Genomic DNA, 17,228 nt, shown 5'->3' on the forward strand with positions numbered 1-17,228 from the left:
CAGAACATGACCGAAAAGAACACCGTCACAACAGAGAAGCCCGATGTGTTCGAGACCGTCGAGTCCGGAGTGCGGAGCTACAGCCGCCAGTGGCCCGCCGTGTTCTCCACCGCGAAGAACTCGGTGATCACCGATGAGGACGGCAACGACTACCTCGACTTCTTCGGTGGCGCAGGCGCACTGAACTACGGCCACAACAACGACATGATCAAGGGTGCGTTGGTGGACTACATCACCAGCGACGGCATCACCCACGGACTGGACATGTCCACGGTCGCCAAGCGCGAATTCCTCGAGTCGTTCAAGAAGAACATCCTCGACCCCCGCGGCCTGGACTACAAGGTTCAGTTCCCCGGACCGACGGGCACCAACACCGTCGAGGCGGCCCTGAAGTTGGCACGCAAGGTCACCGGGCGTGAGGCGATCATCAACTTCACCAACGCATTCCACGGCATGACACTCGGCGCGCTGTCGGTCACCGGCAACTCGATGAAGCGTGCCGGCGCCGGAATTCCGTTGGTGCACACCACTCCGATGCCGTACGACAACTACTTCGGAGGAGTCACCGAGGACTTCCAGTGGTTCGAGCGCGTACTCGACGACTCGGGCAGCGGGTTCAACCGCCCGGCCGCAGTGATCGTGGAAACCATCCAGGGTGAGGGCGGCATCAACGTGGCGCGCCCCGAATGGCTGCGCGCGTTGGCCGAGCTGTGCTCGCGTCGCGAGATCCTGCTGATCGTCGACGACGTCCAGATGGGCTGCGGTCGCACCGGACAGTTCTTCTCGTTCGAGGAAGCCGGCATCACCCCGGACATCGTCACGCTGTCCAAGTCCATCGGCGGTTACGGCATGCCGCTGGCACTGACCCTGTTCAAGCCCGAGCTGGACGTGTGGTCACCGGGCGAGCACAACGGCACCTTCCGCGGCTTCAACCCCTCGTTCGTCACGGCGAAGGCCGCCATCGACCACTACTGGTCCGATGACAGCTTCGAGAAGGAGATCCTCGCCAAGGGCGAGCACATCCAGGATCGTTTCATCAAGCTCTGCGCAAAGTTCGACGGCATCTCCACTCGCGGCCGCGGCATGGTCCAGGCACTGGTGTTCGACGACGCCGAGTTGGCCGGCAAGGTCTCACAGCTCTGCTACGACGAGCATCTGTTCGTGGAGACGGCAGGACCGAAGGACGAAGTCGTCAAGCTGCTCCCACCGTTGACCACGACGATGGACGAGCTGGACCGCGGTCTGGACGTCATCGAGAGCGCCGTCGCCAAGGTGCTTTCCTGACCGTCCGTCCGCAGCAACCGACATCGAAGGAGGACATCGCATGATCGTTCGCACCACCCAGGAGATCACCGGCACCGATCGCGACATCGAGAGCGAAGACGGCAACTGGCGCAGCAAGAGAATCATTCTCGGCGGCGACAAGGTCGGATTCTCGTTCCACGAGACCACGATTCAGGCCGGCACGGTGAACAACTTCCACTACGCCAACCACGTCGAGGCCGTCTGGCTGATCGAGGGCGAGGGAACGCTCACCGACCGCGAGACCGGAGAAACCTACGAGCTCGGTGCGGGATCGATGTACCTGCTCAACGGACACGAGCGCCACACCGTCGAGCCGCGTACCACGATGCGCATGCTGTGCGTGTTCAATCCCCCGGTCGTCGGCAACGAGACGCACGACGAGAACGGCGTGTACCCCCTCGTCGAGGTACCCGCGTAGCACCAGTACGTCCCTGACGGCCCGCACCGACGCTTCCGCGTCGGGTGCGGGCCGTAGGCGTCGATACGGTGCTCATCGGGCGATGGATCGCTATCCTGGACGAAGTGAATGCATATGCTGTGTCCGCAGTCCTGTACGAGCAGCTGACTTCTCTGCTCGAGGGCAGGACGGTCACCGTCGTGAGCGGCGCAGGCATGTCCACCGACTCCGGCATTCCCGATTACCGCGGTCCGCAGTCACCCCCGCGTAACCCGATGACATTCCAGCAGTTCATCGGTGACGCCGAATTTCGTCGGCACTACTGGGCACGCAACCACGTCGGGTGGCGACACATGGATGCCGCGGTACCCAACGACGGGCACCGAGCACTCGCCCGACTCGAACGGGCCGGCGTCGTCACCGGCATCATCACCCAGAACGTCGACATGCTGCACACCAAGGCGGGCAGCCGAAACGTCATCGACCTGCACGGCGTCTACGCCCGCGTTCGCTGCCTGAACTGCGAGCGATTGATCTCGCGTTTCGAACTGGCCCGGCGACTCGATCGTGCCAATCCGGGTTTCCTCGAGTCGGTTGCACCCGCAAACGGCGTCGAGATCGCGCCCGATGCCGACGCGATCATCTCCTCGACCGCGCACTTCAGAATGGTCGACTGCGAATCATGTTCGGGCATACTGAAACCCGACATCGTCTACTTCGGTGAGAGTGTTCCCAAGCCGCGTGTCGCCGAGGCATACGATCTGGTCGACCGAAGTGATGCGTTGTTGGTGCTCGGATCCTCGCTGACCGTGATGTCCGGCCTGCGGTTCGTCAGGCACGCGTCCAAGAAGTCGAAGCCGATCGTCATAGTCAACCGCGGTACCACCCGCGGCGACGAATTCGCTTCTCTCACAGTCCATGCCGGTTGCTCTGAGGTGGCGACCGCGCTGGCCGACGACCTCGATCAGGCAGGAACCAGATCGTCGGCATGAACCACAGGTCGTTGTAGTTCCGCGGCCAAATCCCCTGTGGACCGCCCGAGCATTCCGGCCAGCTCCGCCGAGTCGTACGCGACGACCCCGCGAGCCACCAGGACGCCGCCGTGGTCGACCAACGAGACCACATCGCCGCCGTGGAAGGATCCCGTCACCGACGTGATACCAGCGGACAGCAACGACCGTCGCCGATCCACCACTGCACGCACCGCCCCCGCGTCGAGGTGGAGTTCTCCCGCGGCATCCGCGGCATGACGGACCCAGAACTTGCGGGCCGACAACCGAGTCGGCCGAGCAGCGAAGGCGGTACCCACCGCGGACGTCGTCAGTGCGTGTGCAGCATCGGATGCCGCAGCCAGCAGCACCGGAACACCGGCATCGGCTGCGAGACGCGCAGCGGACAGCTTGGACGCCATTCCGCCGGTGCCCAGCGCTCCCCCGGAGCCGGCGACGACGCCGTCGAGATCCTCGGGACTGGTCACCTCCGGGATCAGCGTCGCCTCGCCCTTGCGAGGATCACCGTCGTACAACCCGTCCACGTCCGAGAGCAGGAACAGCGCGTCCGCTCCGACGAGGTGGGCGACCAGGGCAGCCAGGCGATCGTTGTCGCCGAACCTGATCTCCGCGGTGGCGACCGTGTCGTTCTCGTTGACGATGGCCACGGCACCGAGCGAGCGCAGCCGATCCAGGGTGCGCTGAGCATTGCGATGGTTGGTTCGCCGCGCGATGTCCTCGGCCGTCAGCAGAACCTGTCCGACCGTGCGTCCGTACCGGTGGAACGACGAGCTCCACGCATGAACCAGAGCGAGCTGTCCGACGCTCGCCGCAGCCTGCTTGGTCGCCAGGTCTCGTGGACGCTTGGTCAGGCCCAGCGGTGCCATCCCTGCGCCGATCGCGCCGGAGGACACGACCACCACGTCCGTGCCGCTGCGCATCCGAGATTCGATGGCGTCGGCGAGCAGATCGAGTCGGCCCAGATCCAGACCGGTGTCGAGGCTGGTGAGAGCCGAGGAACCGATCTTGACCACGATCCGCTTGGCATCGGCGATCGTGCGACGGGTATCGGTGAGAGCCTCTGCGAGCGAATCGGATTCACGCACCGCCACCACGGCTACTCCTGTTCGGTATCGAGCCCGCGACGAACCTGGCGGGCATGCTTGCGTTCGGATGCGCCGATGCGCTCGACCTGATCCAGGCGGGCATCGGTGCCACGGCCGGTCATCGTGATCTCGACACCGGCCGGGGTCTGCGGCTCCCAATCGAACGAGACGTCGCCGATGGTGACCGAAGCACCGGGCTGAGCGCCGGCCTTGATGAGTGCGTCCTCGACGCCGAGCCGCGCGAGACGGTCGGCGAGATAGCCGACGGCCTCGTCGTTGGTGAACTGCGTCTGGCGTACCCACCGCTCCGGTCGGGTACCGCGAACGATGAAGCCGTCCGGGATGTCCGGATCCTTCACCACCTTGAAGCTGTCGTCGTTCTTGGCGACCGGACGCAGCACCTGACGTCGCGGCTCGGGAGCCGGATGCGCAGTGCGGTACTCCTCGACCAGCTTCGCCAACGCGAACGTCAGCGGCTTGAGACCGGCACGCGTCACCGCGGAGATGGTGAACACGGGCCACCCACGCGACTCGAACTCGGCGGTGACCATCTCGGCGAGTTCGGCACCCTCGGGAATGTCTGCCTTGTTCAGTACGACGATGCGGGGCCGATCGGCGAGATCACCGAGGCTGGCATCACCGGACAGAGCCGGCTTGTAGGCCGCCAACTCGGCTTCGAGGGCGTCGACGTCGGAGATCGGATCGCGACCCGGATCCAGTGTCGCGCAATCGACTACGTGTGCGAGCACAGCGCATCGCTCGAGGTGCCGCAAGAAGTCCAGTCCGAGACCGCGGCCCTGACTCGCGCCGGGGATCAACCCGGGGACGTCGGCGACGGTGAACGTGGTGTCTCCACTGGATACGACACCGAGGTTGGGCACCAGTGTGGTGAACGGGTAGTCGGCGATCTTCGGCTTCGCGGCGGAGAGCACCGAAACCAGCGAGGACTTACCGGCCGACGGAAAACCGACGAGGCCCACATCGGCGACGGACTTGAGTTCGAGGACGAGTTCGCGCTCGACGCCCTCTTCGCCGAGCAGTGCGAATCCGGGGGCACGTCGAGCCTTCGATGCGAGAGCTGCGTTGCCGAGTCCACCGCGGCCGCCCGGAGCGGCGTCGAAACGTGTTCCCTCGCCGATCATGTCGGCGAGGACGTTGCCCTTCTTGTCGAGCACGACGGTGCCGTCGGGAACCTTGAGGATCAGGTCCTCGCCGTTGGCACCCTCGCGGTTGCCGCCCATGCCCTGAGTTCCGTTGCCTGCCTTTGCATGGCTGGAGAAGTGGAAGTCGAGCAGAGTGTGGACGTTGCTGTCGACGACGAACACGACTCCGCCGCCCTGTCCTCCGTTACCACCGTCGGGGCCACCGAGAGGCTTGAACTTCTCGCGGTGAACCGAAGAGCAGCCGTTGCCACCTTTGCCGGCGCTGACGTGCAGCACCACGCGGTCGATGAATCGTGACATAGCTGTCTTCGATCCTTTCGTGAAAGAAAAAGCGGGAGAAAAAAAGCGATAGGGGCGGACCGGTCTCATGACCCTGGTCCGCCCCTATCGGGAGCTGTGAACGTACGCCGTGGATGGTCGACTCGAGCAGTCGCCCGGTCGCGTCGGCCATCGTGGGCGCGAGCGCTGCAGAAGGACTAGGCCTCTACAGCGACCGGAACGATGTTCACGGTCTTGCGACCGCGCTTGGCACCGAATTCGACTGCGCCCGGGGCGAGTGCGAACAGGGTGTCGTCGCCGCCACGGCCGACGTTGACGCCGGGGTGGAAGTGCGTGCCGCGCTGACGAACCAGGATCTCGCCTGCGCCTACGGTCTGGCCGCCGAAACGCTTGACGCCGAGGCGCTGAGCGTTCGAGTCGCGACCGTTACGGGAGCTCGATGCGCCCTTCTTGTGTGCCATGTTGCATACCCTCCTCGGGGTGAATCAGCTTGGGAGAACGCGGGTCCGAAGGGACCTGGTCACTTGATGCCGGTGACCTTGAGGACAGTGAGCTTCTGCCTGTGTCCCTGACGCTTGTGGTATCCGGTCTTGTTCTTGAACTTGTGGATGCGGATCTTCGGGCCCTTGGTGTGCTCGACGATCTCACCGGCGACCGAGATCTTCGCCAGCTTGTCTGCATCGGTGGTCAGGTCGGATCCGTCTACGACGAGGACCGGAGCAAGCGAGACAGCAGTGCCGGGCGCTCCCTCGATCTTCTCGACCTTGACGAGGTCACCAACAGCGACCTTGTACTGCTTTCCGCCGGTCTTGACGATCGCGTACGTTGCCATCGGAGGGCTACCCCTTGCTTCTTCGAACTTGCTCGCATTGCGCATGGCAACACGACTGGTCTGGTAAAACGTGTTTGCTTGCTCCCTATCGGCCGGTCGGGATGATGATCATTCCGACCCGCTCGAGAACCGTTGTTCCCTACAGCACCACTACGGCACGGCAGAACGGTGTCACCGGGAGCGACTTATCAAGGTTACGGCAGGGAGACGGCCAGGGTCAAACTGCCCTGCTCTGCTAGGCATCGACGTCCACCGGAGGACCTGCAGGCCGCGCTGCTGCGCGCCGTCTGCGAGGACGTGCGGCAGGCACCTCGACCGGCTCCGTTGGCTGCTCGGCCGCCGCAGTGAGCGGTGCCGACGGCTCGTCGGGTGCCGTCCCGGCCTGGTCGGAAGACGTGGCGTCCCCCGAGTCGTCCGTGGCGGGTACGACGATGACCATGCCCGCGTCGGGTGCAGTGCCGGTCGGCGCGGCAGCCTTGCGGGCCACCCGCCGTCCGCGTCGAGCCTTGGCAGCCACCGGAGCCGACGGCTCGTCGGCCGCAGTCTCGGCGGGCGTGTCGACTTCGGTGGCCTCGGTCTCGGCGTCGGCAACCGACGCGGCCGCTACGTCCACGTCGTCGGCGGAGACCACGGTCACCACTGCGTCGCCGCCGGCAGCTTCGGCCGGTGCCGGTGTCTCGACATCGGCCGGGCTGACGTCGGCGACCACGTCGTCGTGATGCGCGGCCATGGCCAGCGCCACCGGGTGCGCTCGTTTGATCGACGGATCGACCACCGGGGGCTCGTGACCGTCTGCCGTGCCTGCCCGATCGTTCGAGGACGCCCGGTCGCCACCGTCCGACCGATCGTTGCCGTCGGCCTTGTTGTCCTTGCCGCGTCGACGCCTGCTGCTCGTTCCCGAGTTGCTGCTGTCGGACCGCGACGAACTCGACCGTCCGCCGTCGTTGTCAGGCTTGGCATCGACGGGGAACGGGTGCACGACGATGCCGCGACCCTGGCAGTGCTCGCATGTGGTGGAGAACGCCTCGACGAGCCCCGTACCGAGCTTCTTACGGGTCATCTGAACCAGTCCGAGCGAGGTCACCTCGGACACCTGATGGCGAGTCCGGTCGCGTCCGAGGGACTCGGTGAGCCGCCGCAGTACGAGATCGCGGTTGGACTCGAGCACCATGTCGATGAAGTCGACGACGATCATGCCGCCGATGTCTCGCAGACGCATCTGGCGAACGACTTCCTCGGCCGCCTCGATGTTGTTGCGGGTGACGGTCTCTTCGAGGTTGCCGCCGGAGCCGGTGAACTTGCCGGTGTTGACGTCGACGACGGTCATCGCCTCGGTGCGATCGATCACCAGGGTGCCGCCCGAGGGCAGCCAGACCTTGCGATCGAGAGCCTTGGCCAGCTGCTCGTCGATGCGGTGCGCAGCGAAGACGTCGACCGAACTGCCGTCCGCCTCGTAGCGGTGCAGCCGCTCCATCATGTCCGGGGCCACGGTCTCGACGTAGTTGGACGTCGTCGTCCATGCCTTGTCGCCCTCGATGACGAGCTTGGAGAAGTCCTCGTTGAACAGGTCTCGGATGACCTTGACCAGCATGTCGGGCTCTTCGTACAACGTCTGCGGTTGCACGCCCTTGCCGGTTTCGGCGTTGGCCGAGCGTTCTTCGATGCTGGCCCACTGCGCCTGCAGGCGAGTCACGTCACGTGCGAGCTCTTCTTCGCTGACGCCCTCCGCTGCGGTGCGGATGATGACGCCTGCCTCGGGAGGCACGATGTCGCGGAGGATCTCCTTGAGCCGCTTGCGCTCGGTATCGGGCAGCTTGCGGCTGATACCGGTGGAGCTTCCACCTGGCACGTAGACGAGGAAGCGACCGGCGAGCGAGAGCTGCGTCGTCAGGCGAGCACCCTTGTGCCCCACCGGGTCCTTGCTGACCTGCACGAGAACCTGATCGCCCGGCTTGAGGGCCTGCTCGATCTTGCGCGCGCTCCCGCCGAGACCGGCAGCGTCCCAGTTGACCTCGCCTGCGTACAGCACACCGTTACGGCCTCGGCCGATGTCGATGAACGCTGCTTCCATACTGGGCAGCACGTTCTGGACGCGGCCCAGGTACACGTTGCCGACCATCGACGCGGTGGCACTGCTGGTGACGAAATGCTCGACGAGCACGCCGTCTTCGAGCACGGCAACCTGTGTGGTCAGCGGATGATCCGGTGTCGCCTTCTCGCGCACGACCATGACGCGGTCGACGGATTCGCGGCGCGCCAGGAACTCGGACTCGGTGAGGATCGGCGGACGACGACGGCCGGCATCGCGCCCGTCGCGGCGGCGCTGACGCTTGGCCTCGAGGCGCGTCGAACCCGTGATTCCCTGAACCTCGTCCCGGGGTGCGCGACTCTTGTTGCGTGGCTCACGCTCGTGCACGACGGTGTTGGGCGGATCGTCCTCGGACGTCGCGCTTTCGGCAGCGGCCTCGGCTCCGGTCTTGCGCCTGCGACGGCGACGGCGGCGGCGGCTGGAGCCGTCTCCGTCCGAACCACCGTTGTCGGAGTCGTCGTAGTTGTCCTGGGCTCCGGAATCGGACTCGTCGTCGCCGTCCTCGGCCGAGGAGTCCGCGGTGCGCGCGTCGTCGGAGGAGTCGGACGAATCGGAGTTCTGACGGTCGGAGGAACGGCTGCGAGTACGTGACCGACGCGAGCGTCGTCCCGAGTTCGACTGCTGCCCGTCACCTGCCGAGGACTCGTCCGAGTCCGCGTCGTCGCTCGACTCCGCGTCGGTCGAATCGGTGGTGTCGGTGCTGTCGGTGTCCCCGTCGGAATCGTCGTCCGAGTTCTCGTCGGTCGACTCGTCCGAGGATTGCTCGCCGCGACCGCGTCCGCGACCACGACGGCCGCGCCGGCGACGTCGAGGCTGAGACTGATCGTCGTCGCCGTCACCGTCGGTCGAGCTCTCGGCTTCGGCCGACTCACCGGCCTCGGAGGAGGACCGGTCGGTCTCGACGGCGGAGACCTCGGATGCACCGGTCTCCGGCGTCACTGCGGACTCGCTGCTGTCGGTAGTGGCACTGCTCTCGGCGTTCGCAGCCTCGTCCTTGGGCGCGGCCTTGCGGCTGCGGCGACGGCGAGCCGGAGGCTCGGCCGGTGACTCCGTCGATTCCGTCGCCGGAGCATCGACAGCGGCGGGCTGCAGGAACAGAGGGGTGGCGAAGGTCGTCGCTGTGGGCTGGTCGGTCGTTGCCGCGGGCTTGGCCGCCTCCGGCTCCGGTGCGGGCGCACTGGTGAACAGCTGCGGCTCGGTCCACGGAACCTCGCCTGCGGGCTCATCGGCAGCAGGCACATCGACATCGGGCACCGGAGTCGGCTCGGCAGTCGAGGAATCGAGAGTTGCTGCTGTGGGGCCGTTGACCGAATCACGAACGGACTCGGCGACGTCACGGCTCAGGCTCGACTGAGCACTGCGCGCTTCGATGCCGAGCTCACCGAGGGTGACGAGCAGCTGCTTGCTGGTGACGCCCAGGATCTTCGCCAATGCGTGCACGCGCAACCTGGTCGGCAGCTCGATGGTGTCGGGTTGCACCGACGACACCGCGTCGGTTTCCACAGGCGACACCGGGCCGGGGGCCTCCGTACGTCCTGCGTTTTCGTTCTGTACATCTTCGGGCGGGCTTTGATCGGCCACGTAGTCTCCTCGGGCCCCCGGGCGCGTCCATCCGACTTCCGGGTGTGACGCGGCCACGCGAGGGCAATCCTTGTGTACTCACGTCGGGTTGGACGTGGGCTGTTCGGTCTCGCTCCGCACCCGAGCCGATGACCACTTCGTAGTTCTCGGTGGTCGACGACAGCGTGTGCAGTGCCTGGCTGGATGGTGGTGTACCGGCGATCCGAGCGCCTGATCATCAAGCAAGAACGCGAACGAGCCTGTCTCTCGTTCGAGCATCTGCGATGACGGGCAGCGGATAGACGACAGTCATCCGATCGAATCCATCACACCGGTCTAGCGAACTTCCGTGAAGCCTGGGCTTCGGGTGGAGCGTGAAACCTGTACGTACTGGTGCAGTGGAGTCGATCTGTTGTCGAGTATCCCACACGCTGTGATGCGTACTCGCCACGCCGCACCGATCGGGTTTCCGACGGGTGCGGCGTGGCTGACGAACGTTGCTGTTTCTGTCGACGGCGGAACGGTCAGGCGAGGCCGGGGAACCAGAGTGCGATCTCGCGCTCGGCCGATTCCACGGAATCCGATCCGTGTACCAGGTTCTGCTGACCATCCAGGGCGAGGTCACCGCGGATGGTCCCGGGAACCGCCTTGGCCACGGGGTCGGTGCCGCCTGCGATCTGACGGAAGGCCGCGATGGCGCGGGGGCCTTCGAGAACTGCGGCCACGACCGGTCCGGACGTGATGAACTCGAGGAGTTCGGGGAAGAACGGCTTGCTCTCGTGCTCCGCGTAGTGAGCCGAGGCCAATTCGCGGGAGACGGTCTTGAGCTCGAGTGCGACGATGCTCAGACCCTTCTTCTCCACGCGGCCGAGGATCTCTCCTACGTAACGCCGGGCAACTCCGTCGGGCTTGATCAGTACAAGGGTGCGGTCGGTCACGAAAGACGACAGTAATGGAACCCGGCGATGCAGCGCGCGCCGCATCGCCGAAACCGGCGGGTTTCCCCGGTCAGTCGCGCTGCCCCGGCAACATTCCTCGTCGGATCCGCTCGGTGATGTCACGGCGCAGGTACAGCAGATACAGCCAGACCGCGATGAAGATCAGGCCGACGGCACCGATGGAGAGGTGGAACACCGCCCCGGCCACGACGAACAGCTGGAGAATCAGGTTGAGCTTCATCGCCCACGGCTCCCCCTGCTTGCCCGCCGCCAGGACCATCACGACGGCCAACGCCACGATGTAGGTCGTCGAGAACCAGGTCGCGCCGCCGCCGAGGGTCGCCACCACCGGCAGCGCGAGCAGTGTCACGATGGCTTCGAGCACGAGGGTGCCCGCCGCGACACCGCGGAACCCCTTCCACGGGTCGTTCGTGGGTGGTCTGAACTCTGTTTCGCTCACGCGGGGTCCTTTCCGAACAGAGTGCGAGCTGCACCGACGGTCACCACGGATCCGGTCACGACGACTCCGGCACCGGACACGGCCTCCCCCGGCTCGGCGACTTCCTCGGCCAGCCCGATCGCCGTTTCCAGGGCATCGGGCAGTGTCGACGCCACCACGACGCGTTCGTCACCGAACTTGGCCACCGCGATGTCGGCCAACGCGTCCACGTCCATCGCCCGCACCGACCCGTTGTGGGTGACGACGATGTCGTCGAACACCGGTTCCAGTGCGTCGAGAATCGCTCCGACGTCCTTGTCCGCCATGACGCTGACGACGCCGACGAGTTTGCGGAAGTCGAATTCGTCGGTGAGGGCGGCGGCGAGCGCTGCCGCCCCGTGCGGGTTGTGCGCGGCGTCGAGGAACACGGTCGGGGCATTGCGAACCCGCTCGAGCCGACCCGGATTGACGATCGTCGCGAACGCGCCGCGCACGGTGTCCTGATCGAGTTGGCGATCCGGACCGGCACCGAAGAACGCCTCGACCGCCGCGAGTGCGAGCGAGGCATTGTGCGCCTGATGCTCGCCGTGCAACGGCAGGAAAACGTCGGTGTACACCCCGCCGAGCCCCTGCAGTTCCAGTTGCTGGCCCCCCACGGCGATCTGCCTCCCGAGCACGGTGAATTCCGATCCGGCCCGCGCCACCGCAGCATCCGCCTGCACCGCCGCCCGCAGCAGCACCTCGGAGACCTCTGGTTGCTGCTTCGCCAGAATCGCGACGGTGTCGCGCGGCACGAGCGATTCCGGTGCCTTCTTGATGATCCCCGCCTTCTCGCCTGCGATCCCGGCGAGATCGTCGCCGAGGAACTCGACGTGATCGAGGCCGATCGGGGTGATGACGGCGACCTCGCCGTCGACGACGTTGGTGGCGTCCCAACGCCCACCGAGTCCGACCTCGATGACGGCGACCTCGACCGGGGCCTCGGCGAACGCAGCGAACGCCATGGCCGTGACCACCTCGAACTTGCTCATTCGGGGTCCGCCCGCAGCCTCGGACTGCGCGTCGATCATCTCGACGAACGGTGCGATCTCGTTGTAGGTGTCGACGTAGAGCCGCGGAGAGATGGGCCTCCCGTCGATGCTGATCCGCTCGGTCGCCATCTGCAGGTGCGGACTGGTGGTTCGGCCCGTGCGTCGGTGGAAGGCAGTGAGCAGTGCATCGATCATGCGAGTCACCGAGGTCTTGCCGTTGGTGCCGGCGACGTGAATCGACGGGTACGCCTTCTGCGGCGACCCGAGCAGATCCATCAGCGCCGAGATCCGAGCCGTCGACGGCTCTATCTTGGTTTCGGGCCAACGCTTGTCGAGCTCGGCCTCCACGAGGGCGAGCTCGGCCAGATCGACCGGGCTCGGCGGAGGTAGCGGCAGGGCGGCGTCGGGTTCGGTCACTTAGGTTCCCATCGATTCGAGCCGCGCCGAGATGCGTGCGATCTCTTCGCCCGCGATCGTCTGGCGTGTTCTGATCTTGTCCACCACCGCATCCGGTGCCTTCGCGAGGAACGCTTCGTTGCCGAGCTTGCCGGTGGTCTGCGCCAGTTCCTTCTCCGCAGCGGCCAGATCCTTCACCAGGCGGGCCCGTTCGGCGACGAGGTCGACGGTGCCCGAGGTGTCGAGTTCGACGACCACGGTGGCCTTGCTCAGGCGCACCTCCACCGAGGCCGTGGCGGCGAAGTCCTCGGCGGGCTCGGTCAGTCGAGCCAGTGCGGTGACCGCCGAAATCTGCCCGTCCAGATCGGAGTCGCGGACTCCGACGATGCGGGCCGCCACCTTCTGGGACGGCTTGAGTCCCTGATCGCTGCGGAATCGGCGAATTTCGGTGATGAGCCGCTGCATGTCCTCGATGCGTTGTGCCGCAACAGGATCCAACGATCCGGTGGCGGCAGTGGGCCACGCCGCGATCACCAGCGACTCGCCGCCCGTGAGCACCTTCCACAGCGTTTCGGTGACGAACGGAATCACCGGATGCAGCAACCGAAGCAGGGCGTCGAGGACGTTACCGAGAACTCCGCGCGTGGTGGCGGCGATGGCGTCGTCGGCGAACTGAACCTTGGCGATCTCGAGGTACCAGTCGCAGACCTCGTCCCAGGCGAAGTGATAGAGCGCCTCGCAGGCCTTGCTGAACTCGTACCGATCGAACGCCGAATCCACCTCTGCCCGAACCTGTTCGAGCCGGTCGAGTATCCATCGGTCGGCGTCGGTCAACTCGCCGCGCCGAGGCAGATCTGCCGGTGCCGCGCCGTTCATCAGAGCGAACTTGGTGGCGTTGAACAACTTGTTGGCGAAGTTGCGCGACGACTGGGCGTGGTCTTCGCCCACGGACATGTCGGCTCCGGGGTTCGCGCCGCGAGCGAGTGTGAAGCGCAGCGCGTCGGCACCGAAACGGTCGACCCAGTCGAGGGGGTCGATGCCGTTGCCCCGCGACTTCGACATCTTCTTGCCGAACTGGTCCCGAATCAGGCCGTGCAGAAACACATCTCGGAACGGAACCTGCGGCCCCGACTTGCCCGCGGTGATCGCGTCGTCCGCTCCGACGTAGGTGCCGAACATCATCATGCGGGCGACCCAGAAGAACAGGATGTCGTATCCGGTGACGAGAACACCGGTGGGATAGAACTTCTCGAGATCCGCCGTGGCGTCGGGCCACCCCATCGTCGAGAAGGGCCACAGCCCGGACGAGAACCAGGTGTCGAGAACGTCGGGATCCTGCTCCCAACCCTCGGGCGGCGTCTCCCCCGGTCCGAGGCAGACGGTCTCGCCGTCGGGTCCGTACCAGATCGGAATCCGATGACCCCACCACAGCTGACGCGAGATGCACCAGTCGTGCATGTTGTCGACCCAGGCGAACCAGCGCGGTTCCTGACTCTTCGGGTGAATCACGGTGTCGCCGTTGCGCACTGCGTCACCGGCCGCCTTCGCCAGGGTGTCGACCTTGACCCACCACTGCAGCGACAGGCGCGGCTCGATGGGCTCGCCACTGCGCTCGGAGTGGCCGACACTGTGCAGGTAGGGACGCTTCTCGGCGACGACGCGGCCCTGCTCGGCCAGTGCTTCACGAACCTTCACGCGCGCCTCGAAACGGTCCATGCCGTCGAACTGCGTTCCGGTGTCGGCGATCCGACCTGCCTTGTCCATGATCGAGGGCATCGGCAACGAGTGCCGCACACCCATCTCGAAGTCGTTGGGGTCGTGAGCCGGGGTGATCTTCACGGCACCGGTGCCGAACTCGGGATCGACGTAGTCGTCGGCGATGATGGGGATCTGCCGCCCGGTGAACGGGTGCTCGAGGGTGGTGCCGACGAGAGCCTTGTATCGCTCGTCGTCGGGGTGAACCGCAACTGCGGTGTCGCCGAGCATCGTTTCGACTCGGGTGGTCGCGACGACGACATGCGGCTCGGAATCGTCGAGGGAGCCGTATCGCAGCGACACGAGTTCGCCCTCGACGTCCTCGAACTTGACCTCGATGTCGGAGATGGCGGTCTGCAGCACCGGAGACCAGTTGACCAGTCGCTCGGCGCGATAGATCAGACCGTCGTCGAACATCCGCTTGAACATGGTCTGCACGGCCTCGGACAGGCCGTCGTCCATGGTGAATCGCTCTCGGCTCCAGTCCACACCGTCGCCGATGCGTCGCATCTGCCCACCGATGGTTCCGCCCGATTCACGCTTCCAGTCCCAGACCTTGTCGATGAACAGCTCGCGGCCGAACTCTTCCTTGGTCTTTCCGTCGGCGGCGAGCTGCTTCTCCACGACGGTCTGGGTGGCGATACCCGCGTGGTCCATGCCCGGCAACCACAGCACCTCGTACCCGAGCATCCGCTTGCGACGGCTCAGCGCGTCCATCAACGTGTGGTCGAGAGCGTGACCCATGTGCAGGCTGCCCGTGACGTTGGGTGGGGGCAGCACGATGGAGTAGGGCGGCTTGCCGCTGGTGGCGTCGGCTTCGAAGTACCCGGCGTCGACCCAGGACCGGTACAGCTCCGCCTCGACCGCACTGGGATCCCAGCTCTTGGGCAGGTCGATCGAATCGGCGGGGTTCTCTGAGTGCTCTGGCGCTGAACTGGTCACCGGTCGATTCTAGTGGCCGAGGATTCGAGGCATCGACACCCTCTCGCCCAGCACGTGCTGCGCCAGGAATGCCAGCACCACCTCGTACCAGACCTTGGCGTGTTGGGGACTCAGAATCCAGTGGTTCTCGGCCGGGAAGTAGAGAAAACGATGGTCGGTGTTGCCCTCGTCGTCGGCGGGCAGGCCGGATTCGCTGAGCAGTTCGTACCACAGCCGCAGGCCCTCGCCGATCGGCACTCGATAGTCCTTGTCGCCGTGGATGACCAGCATCGGCGTGGCGATGTCCGCGACGAACAGGTGTGGGGAGTTCTCCACCGCCATCTCCGGAGACATCTCACGAGCCCAGTAGTACGGGGCATCGGTGGTCGGCCCGAACTGATCGAGCGCCCACAGGCTCGCGTGGGTGACGATGGCGTCGAACCGGTCGGTGTGCCCGGCGATCCAGTTGGCCATGTAGCCGCCGAAGGATCCGCCCATCGCCGCGGTGCGGGTGTCGTCGATGTGCGGTAGCGCGGCTGCGACATCGGTCAACGCCATCAGATCGGTGAACGGGGCCTTTCCCCACGCGCCCCAGCCGCGCTGCACGAACTCCTGGCCGTACCCGGTGGACAGAGCCGGATCGGGCAGCAGCACCGCGTACCCACGGGCGACCATCAGCCACGGATTCCACCGCCACGACCAGGTGTTCCACGAGCTCAGCGGACCACCGTGCACCCACAGCAGCAGCGGTGCGGGTTCCTCGTTCGAGGCACCCTCGGGCAGTGCCAGCCAACCGCGCACCCGGGCTCCGTCGCCGACGACGGTGTCGATCTCGGTGAGAGTTCCGGGCAACGGACTGCGGTCGATGGAGGTGTCGAGGTCCACAACGGTGCCGTCGGACAGATCGATCGACACCGGATGCGGGGCGGCCAGATAGGACGCGGCGAGTGCGAGCACCCTGGTTCCGTCCGAGGACACGTGAACGTGGGTGTAGGCGTCGTTCGTATTCGTCAGCCGACGCGGCTCCGCACCCTCGCGGACGACGAAGATCGGCGACCGGCCGTCGTCGTCCGCGGTCACCAGCACCCCCGACCCGTCCGGCAACCACACCGGGTCGATCGGCCATCGATCCCAGCCGGGCGCGACATCGACGACGGAAGCAGTCCCGAAGTCGTAGCGCTGCAGCGTCATTCGAGGCGCATCCTCGGGAGTGGAGAGCGATTCACGCACGAACACCACGGACGCACCGTCGGGCGAGATCGCCGGCGCGCCCAGATCGGCATCGACGTCGTCGACGATCGTGCTGCGCTCCCCCGTCGCGGTGTCGATGCGCACCAGCACCGTCCGCACGGTCGCCAGAGCGCCGGGTACGGCCCAGGTGGACACGACGAACGCACCGTCGGCACTGATGTCGAACGCCGCCTCGTGCAGAGCTCCGGCCGCATCCGAGGTCAGATCACGAAACACCTTCGTGCCGTCGGTCGATCCGGCGAACAGATGCGGGGTGGCAGGACCGAGATCGTGATCCCAGAAACGCACCGGAACCCCGGTGTGCAGAATTGCATCCACCTTGTTGGCCTTGCGCTCGGTGCGCAGGGCATCGTCGTCCTCATCGGTGCTCGACGATCCGAACACCGGCGAGAACCCGACCAGCCCGTGTCCGGAACGGGCGCTTCGGATTTCGCTCAGACCGGCCGACCGAGTCTCGATCATTCGCGCCTCACCGCCCGAGGCAGGAAGAATCCACAACCGGGCCGGATCGTCCTTGCTCGATCGGCGGGAGAACAACAAGTCGCCGGCCGGGGTGAACACCGGAGCGCTCTCGCCCCACTCGCCGTGCGTGAGGCGTCGGGCCGGCGAACCACCGTCGACATCGATCTCCCACAACGACGTTCGATACTCGGTCCGCGAATCGTCCAGTGCGGCAACTACGATCACCGCCCGCGAGAAATCGTGCGATGCCGCCAGGCCTGTGACCCGACGGGCTCCGATGTACTCGTCGACGTCGTCGTACATGCTCATCCAGCG

At 65.9% G+C, this 17,228-nt stretch carries 13 protein-coding genes; 3 read left to right on the forward strand and 10 right to left on the reverse strand.

The features are described from left to right. Nucleotides 1-6 precede the first annotated feature (6 nt). The 3 genes from ectB (at nucleotide 7) to CH276_RS01810 (ending at nucleotide 2,694) form a co-directional block, all read left to right on the forward strand. Entirely contained in the window at nucleotides 7-1,284 is a 1,278-nt protein-coding gene (gene ectB / locus CH276_RS01800) for a diaminobutyrate--2-oxoglutarate transaminase (protein ID WP_254924285.1), read from the forward strand. A 40-nt stretch (nucleotides 1,285-1,324) separates the two neighbouring features. Then, a complete protein-coding gene (locus tag CH276_RS01805; protein ID WP_032394579.1) occupies nucleotides 1,325-1,723 on the forward strand; it encodes an ectoine synthase in 399 nt (132 codons plus the stop codon). A gap of 104 nt (nucleotides 1,724-1,827) precedes the next feature. Then, complete coding sequence (locus tag CH276_RS01810; RefSeq protein WP_441344232.1) at nucleotides 1,828-2,694, forward strand: Sir2 family NAD-dependent protein deacetylase; 867 nt, start codon at nucleotides 1,828-1,830, stop codon at nucleotides 2,692-2,694. Here CH276_RS01810 and proB read toward each other — a convergent pair. The 10 genes from proB to CH276_RS01860 all read right to left on the reverse strand — a co-directional run bounded on the left by proB (nucleotide 2,667) and on the right by CH276_RS01860 (nucleotide 17,222). Beyond that, nucleotides 2,667-3,806: a glutamate 5-kinase gene (gene proB / locus CH276_RS01815; RefSeq protein ID WP_176459073.1), complete on the reverse strand. Its 1,140-nt coding sequence runs from the start codon at nucleotides 3,804-3,806 to the stop codon at nucleotides 2,667-2,669. The genes CH276_RS01810 and proB overlap by 28 nt on opposite strands. A gap of 2 nt (nucleotides 3,807-3,808) precedes the next feature. Next, complete coding sequence (gene obgE / locus CH276_RS01820) at nucleotides 3,809-5,260, reverse strand: GTPase ObgE (protein WP_032394580.1); 1,452 nt, start codon at nucleotides 5,258-5,260, stop codon at nucleotides 3,809-3,811. 176 nt (nucleotides 5,261-5,436) lie between these two features. Then, entirely contained in the window at nucleotides 5,437-5,700 is a 264-nt protein-coding gene (gene rpmA, locus CH276_RS01825; protein WP_032379202.1) for a 50S ribosomal protein L27, read from the reverse strand. 59 nt (nucleotides 5,701-5,759) lie between these two features. Then, nucleotides 5,760-6,071, reverse strand: a complete 312-nt coding sequence (rplU, locus tag CH276_RS01830) for a 50S ribosomal protein L21 (protein WP_032394581.1) — start codon at nucleotides 6,069-6,071, stop codon at nucleotides 5,760-5,762. Between the two features lie 235 nt (nucleotides 6,072-6,306). Continuing rightward, nucleotides 6,307-9,741 (reverse strand): translation initiation factor IF-2 N-terminal domain-containing protein, encoded by a 3,435-nt coding sequence (locus CH276_RS01835; protein ID WP_094631085.1) that lies wholly within the window; start codon nucleotides 9,739-9,741, stop codon nucleotides 6,307-6,309. Nucleotides 9,742-10,244: 503 nt separating this feature from the next. Beyond that, nucleotides 10,245-10,658, reverse strand: coding sequence for a nucleoside-diphosphate kinase (gene ndk / locus CH276_RS01840; protein ID WP_032394582.1), 414 nt, complete (start codon nucleotides 10,656-10,658; stop codon nucleotides 10,245-10,247). A 70-nt stretch (nucleotides 10,659-10,728) separates the two neighbouring features. Then, entirely contained in the window at nucleotides 10,729-11,118 is a 390-nt protein-coding gene (locus tag CH276_RS01845) for a DUF4233 domain-containing protein (RefSeq protein ID WP_032394583.1), read from the reverse strand. Further along, a complete protein-coding gene (folC, locus tag CH276_RS01850; RefSeq protein WP_094631084.1) occupies nucleotides 11,115-12,545 on the reverse strand; it encodes a bifunctional tetrahydrofolate synthase/dihydrofolate synthase in 1,431 nt (476 codons plus the stop codon). The genes CH276_RS01845 and folC overlap by 4 nt, the downstream gene beginning before the upstream one ends. Continuing rightward, complete coding sequence (locus CH276_RS01855; protein ID WP_094631083.1) at nucleotides 12,546-15,221, reverse strand: valine--tRNA ligase; 2,676 nt, start codon at nucleotides 15,219-15,221, stop codon at nucleotides 12,546-12,548. A 9-nt stretch (nucleotides 15,222-15,230) separates the two neighbouring features. Then, nucleotides 15,231-17,222, reverse strand: a complete 1,992-nt coding sequence (locus CH276_RS01860) for an alpha/beta fold hydrolase (RefSeq protein ID WP_094631082.1) — start codon at nucleotides 17,220-17,222, stop codon at nucleotides 15,231-15,233. Nucleotides 17,223-17,228: the final 6 nt, after the last annotated feature.

Origin of the sequence: Rhodococcus sp. 06-470-2 (assembly GCF_002258235.1) — a bacterium.
Lineage (GTDB): Bacteria > Actinomycetota > Actinomycetes > Mycobacteriales > Mycobacteriaceae > Rhodococcoides.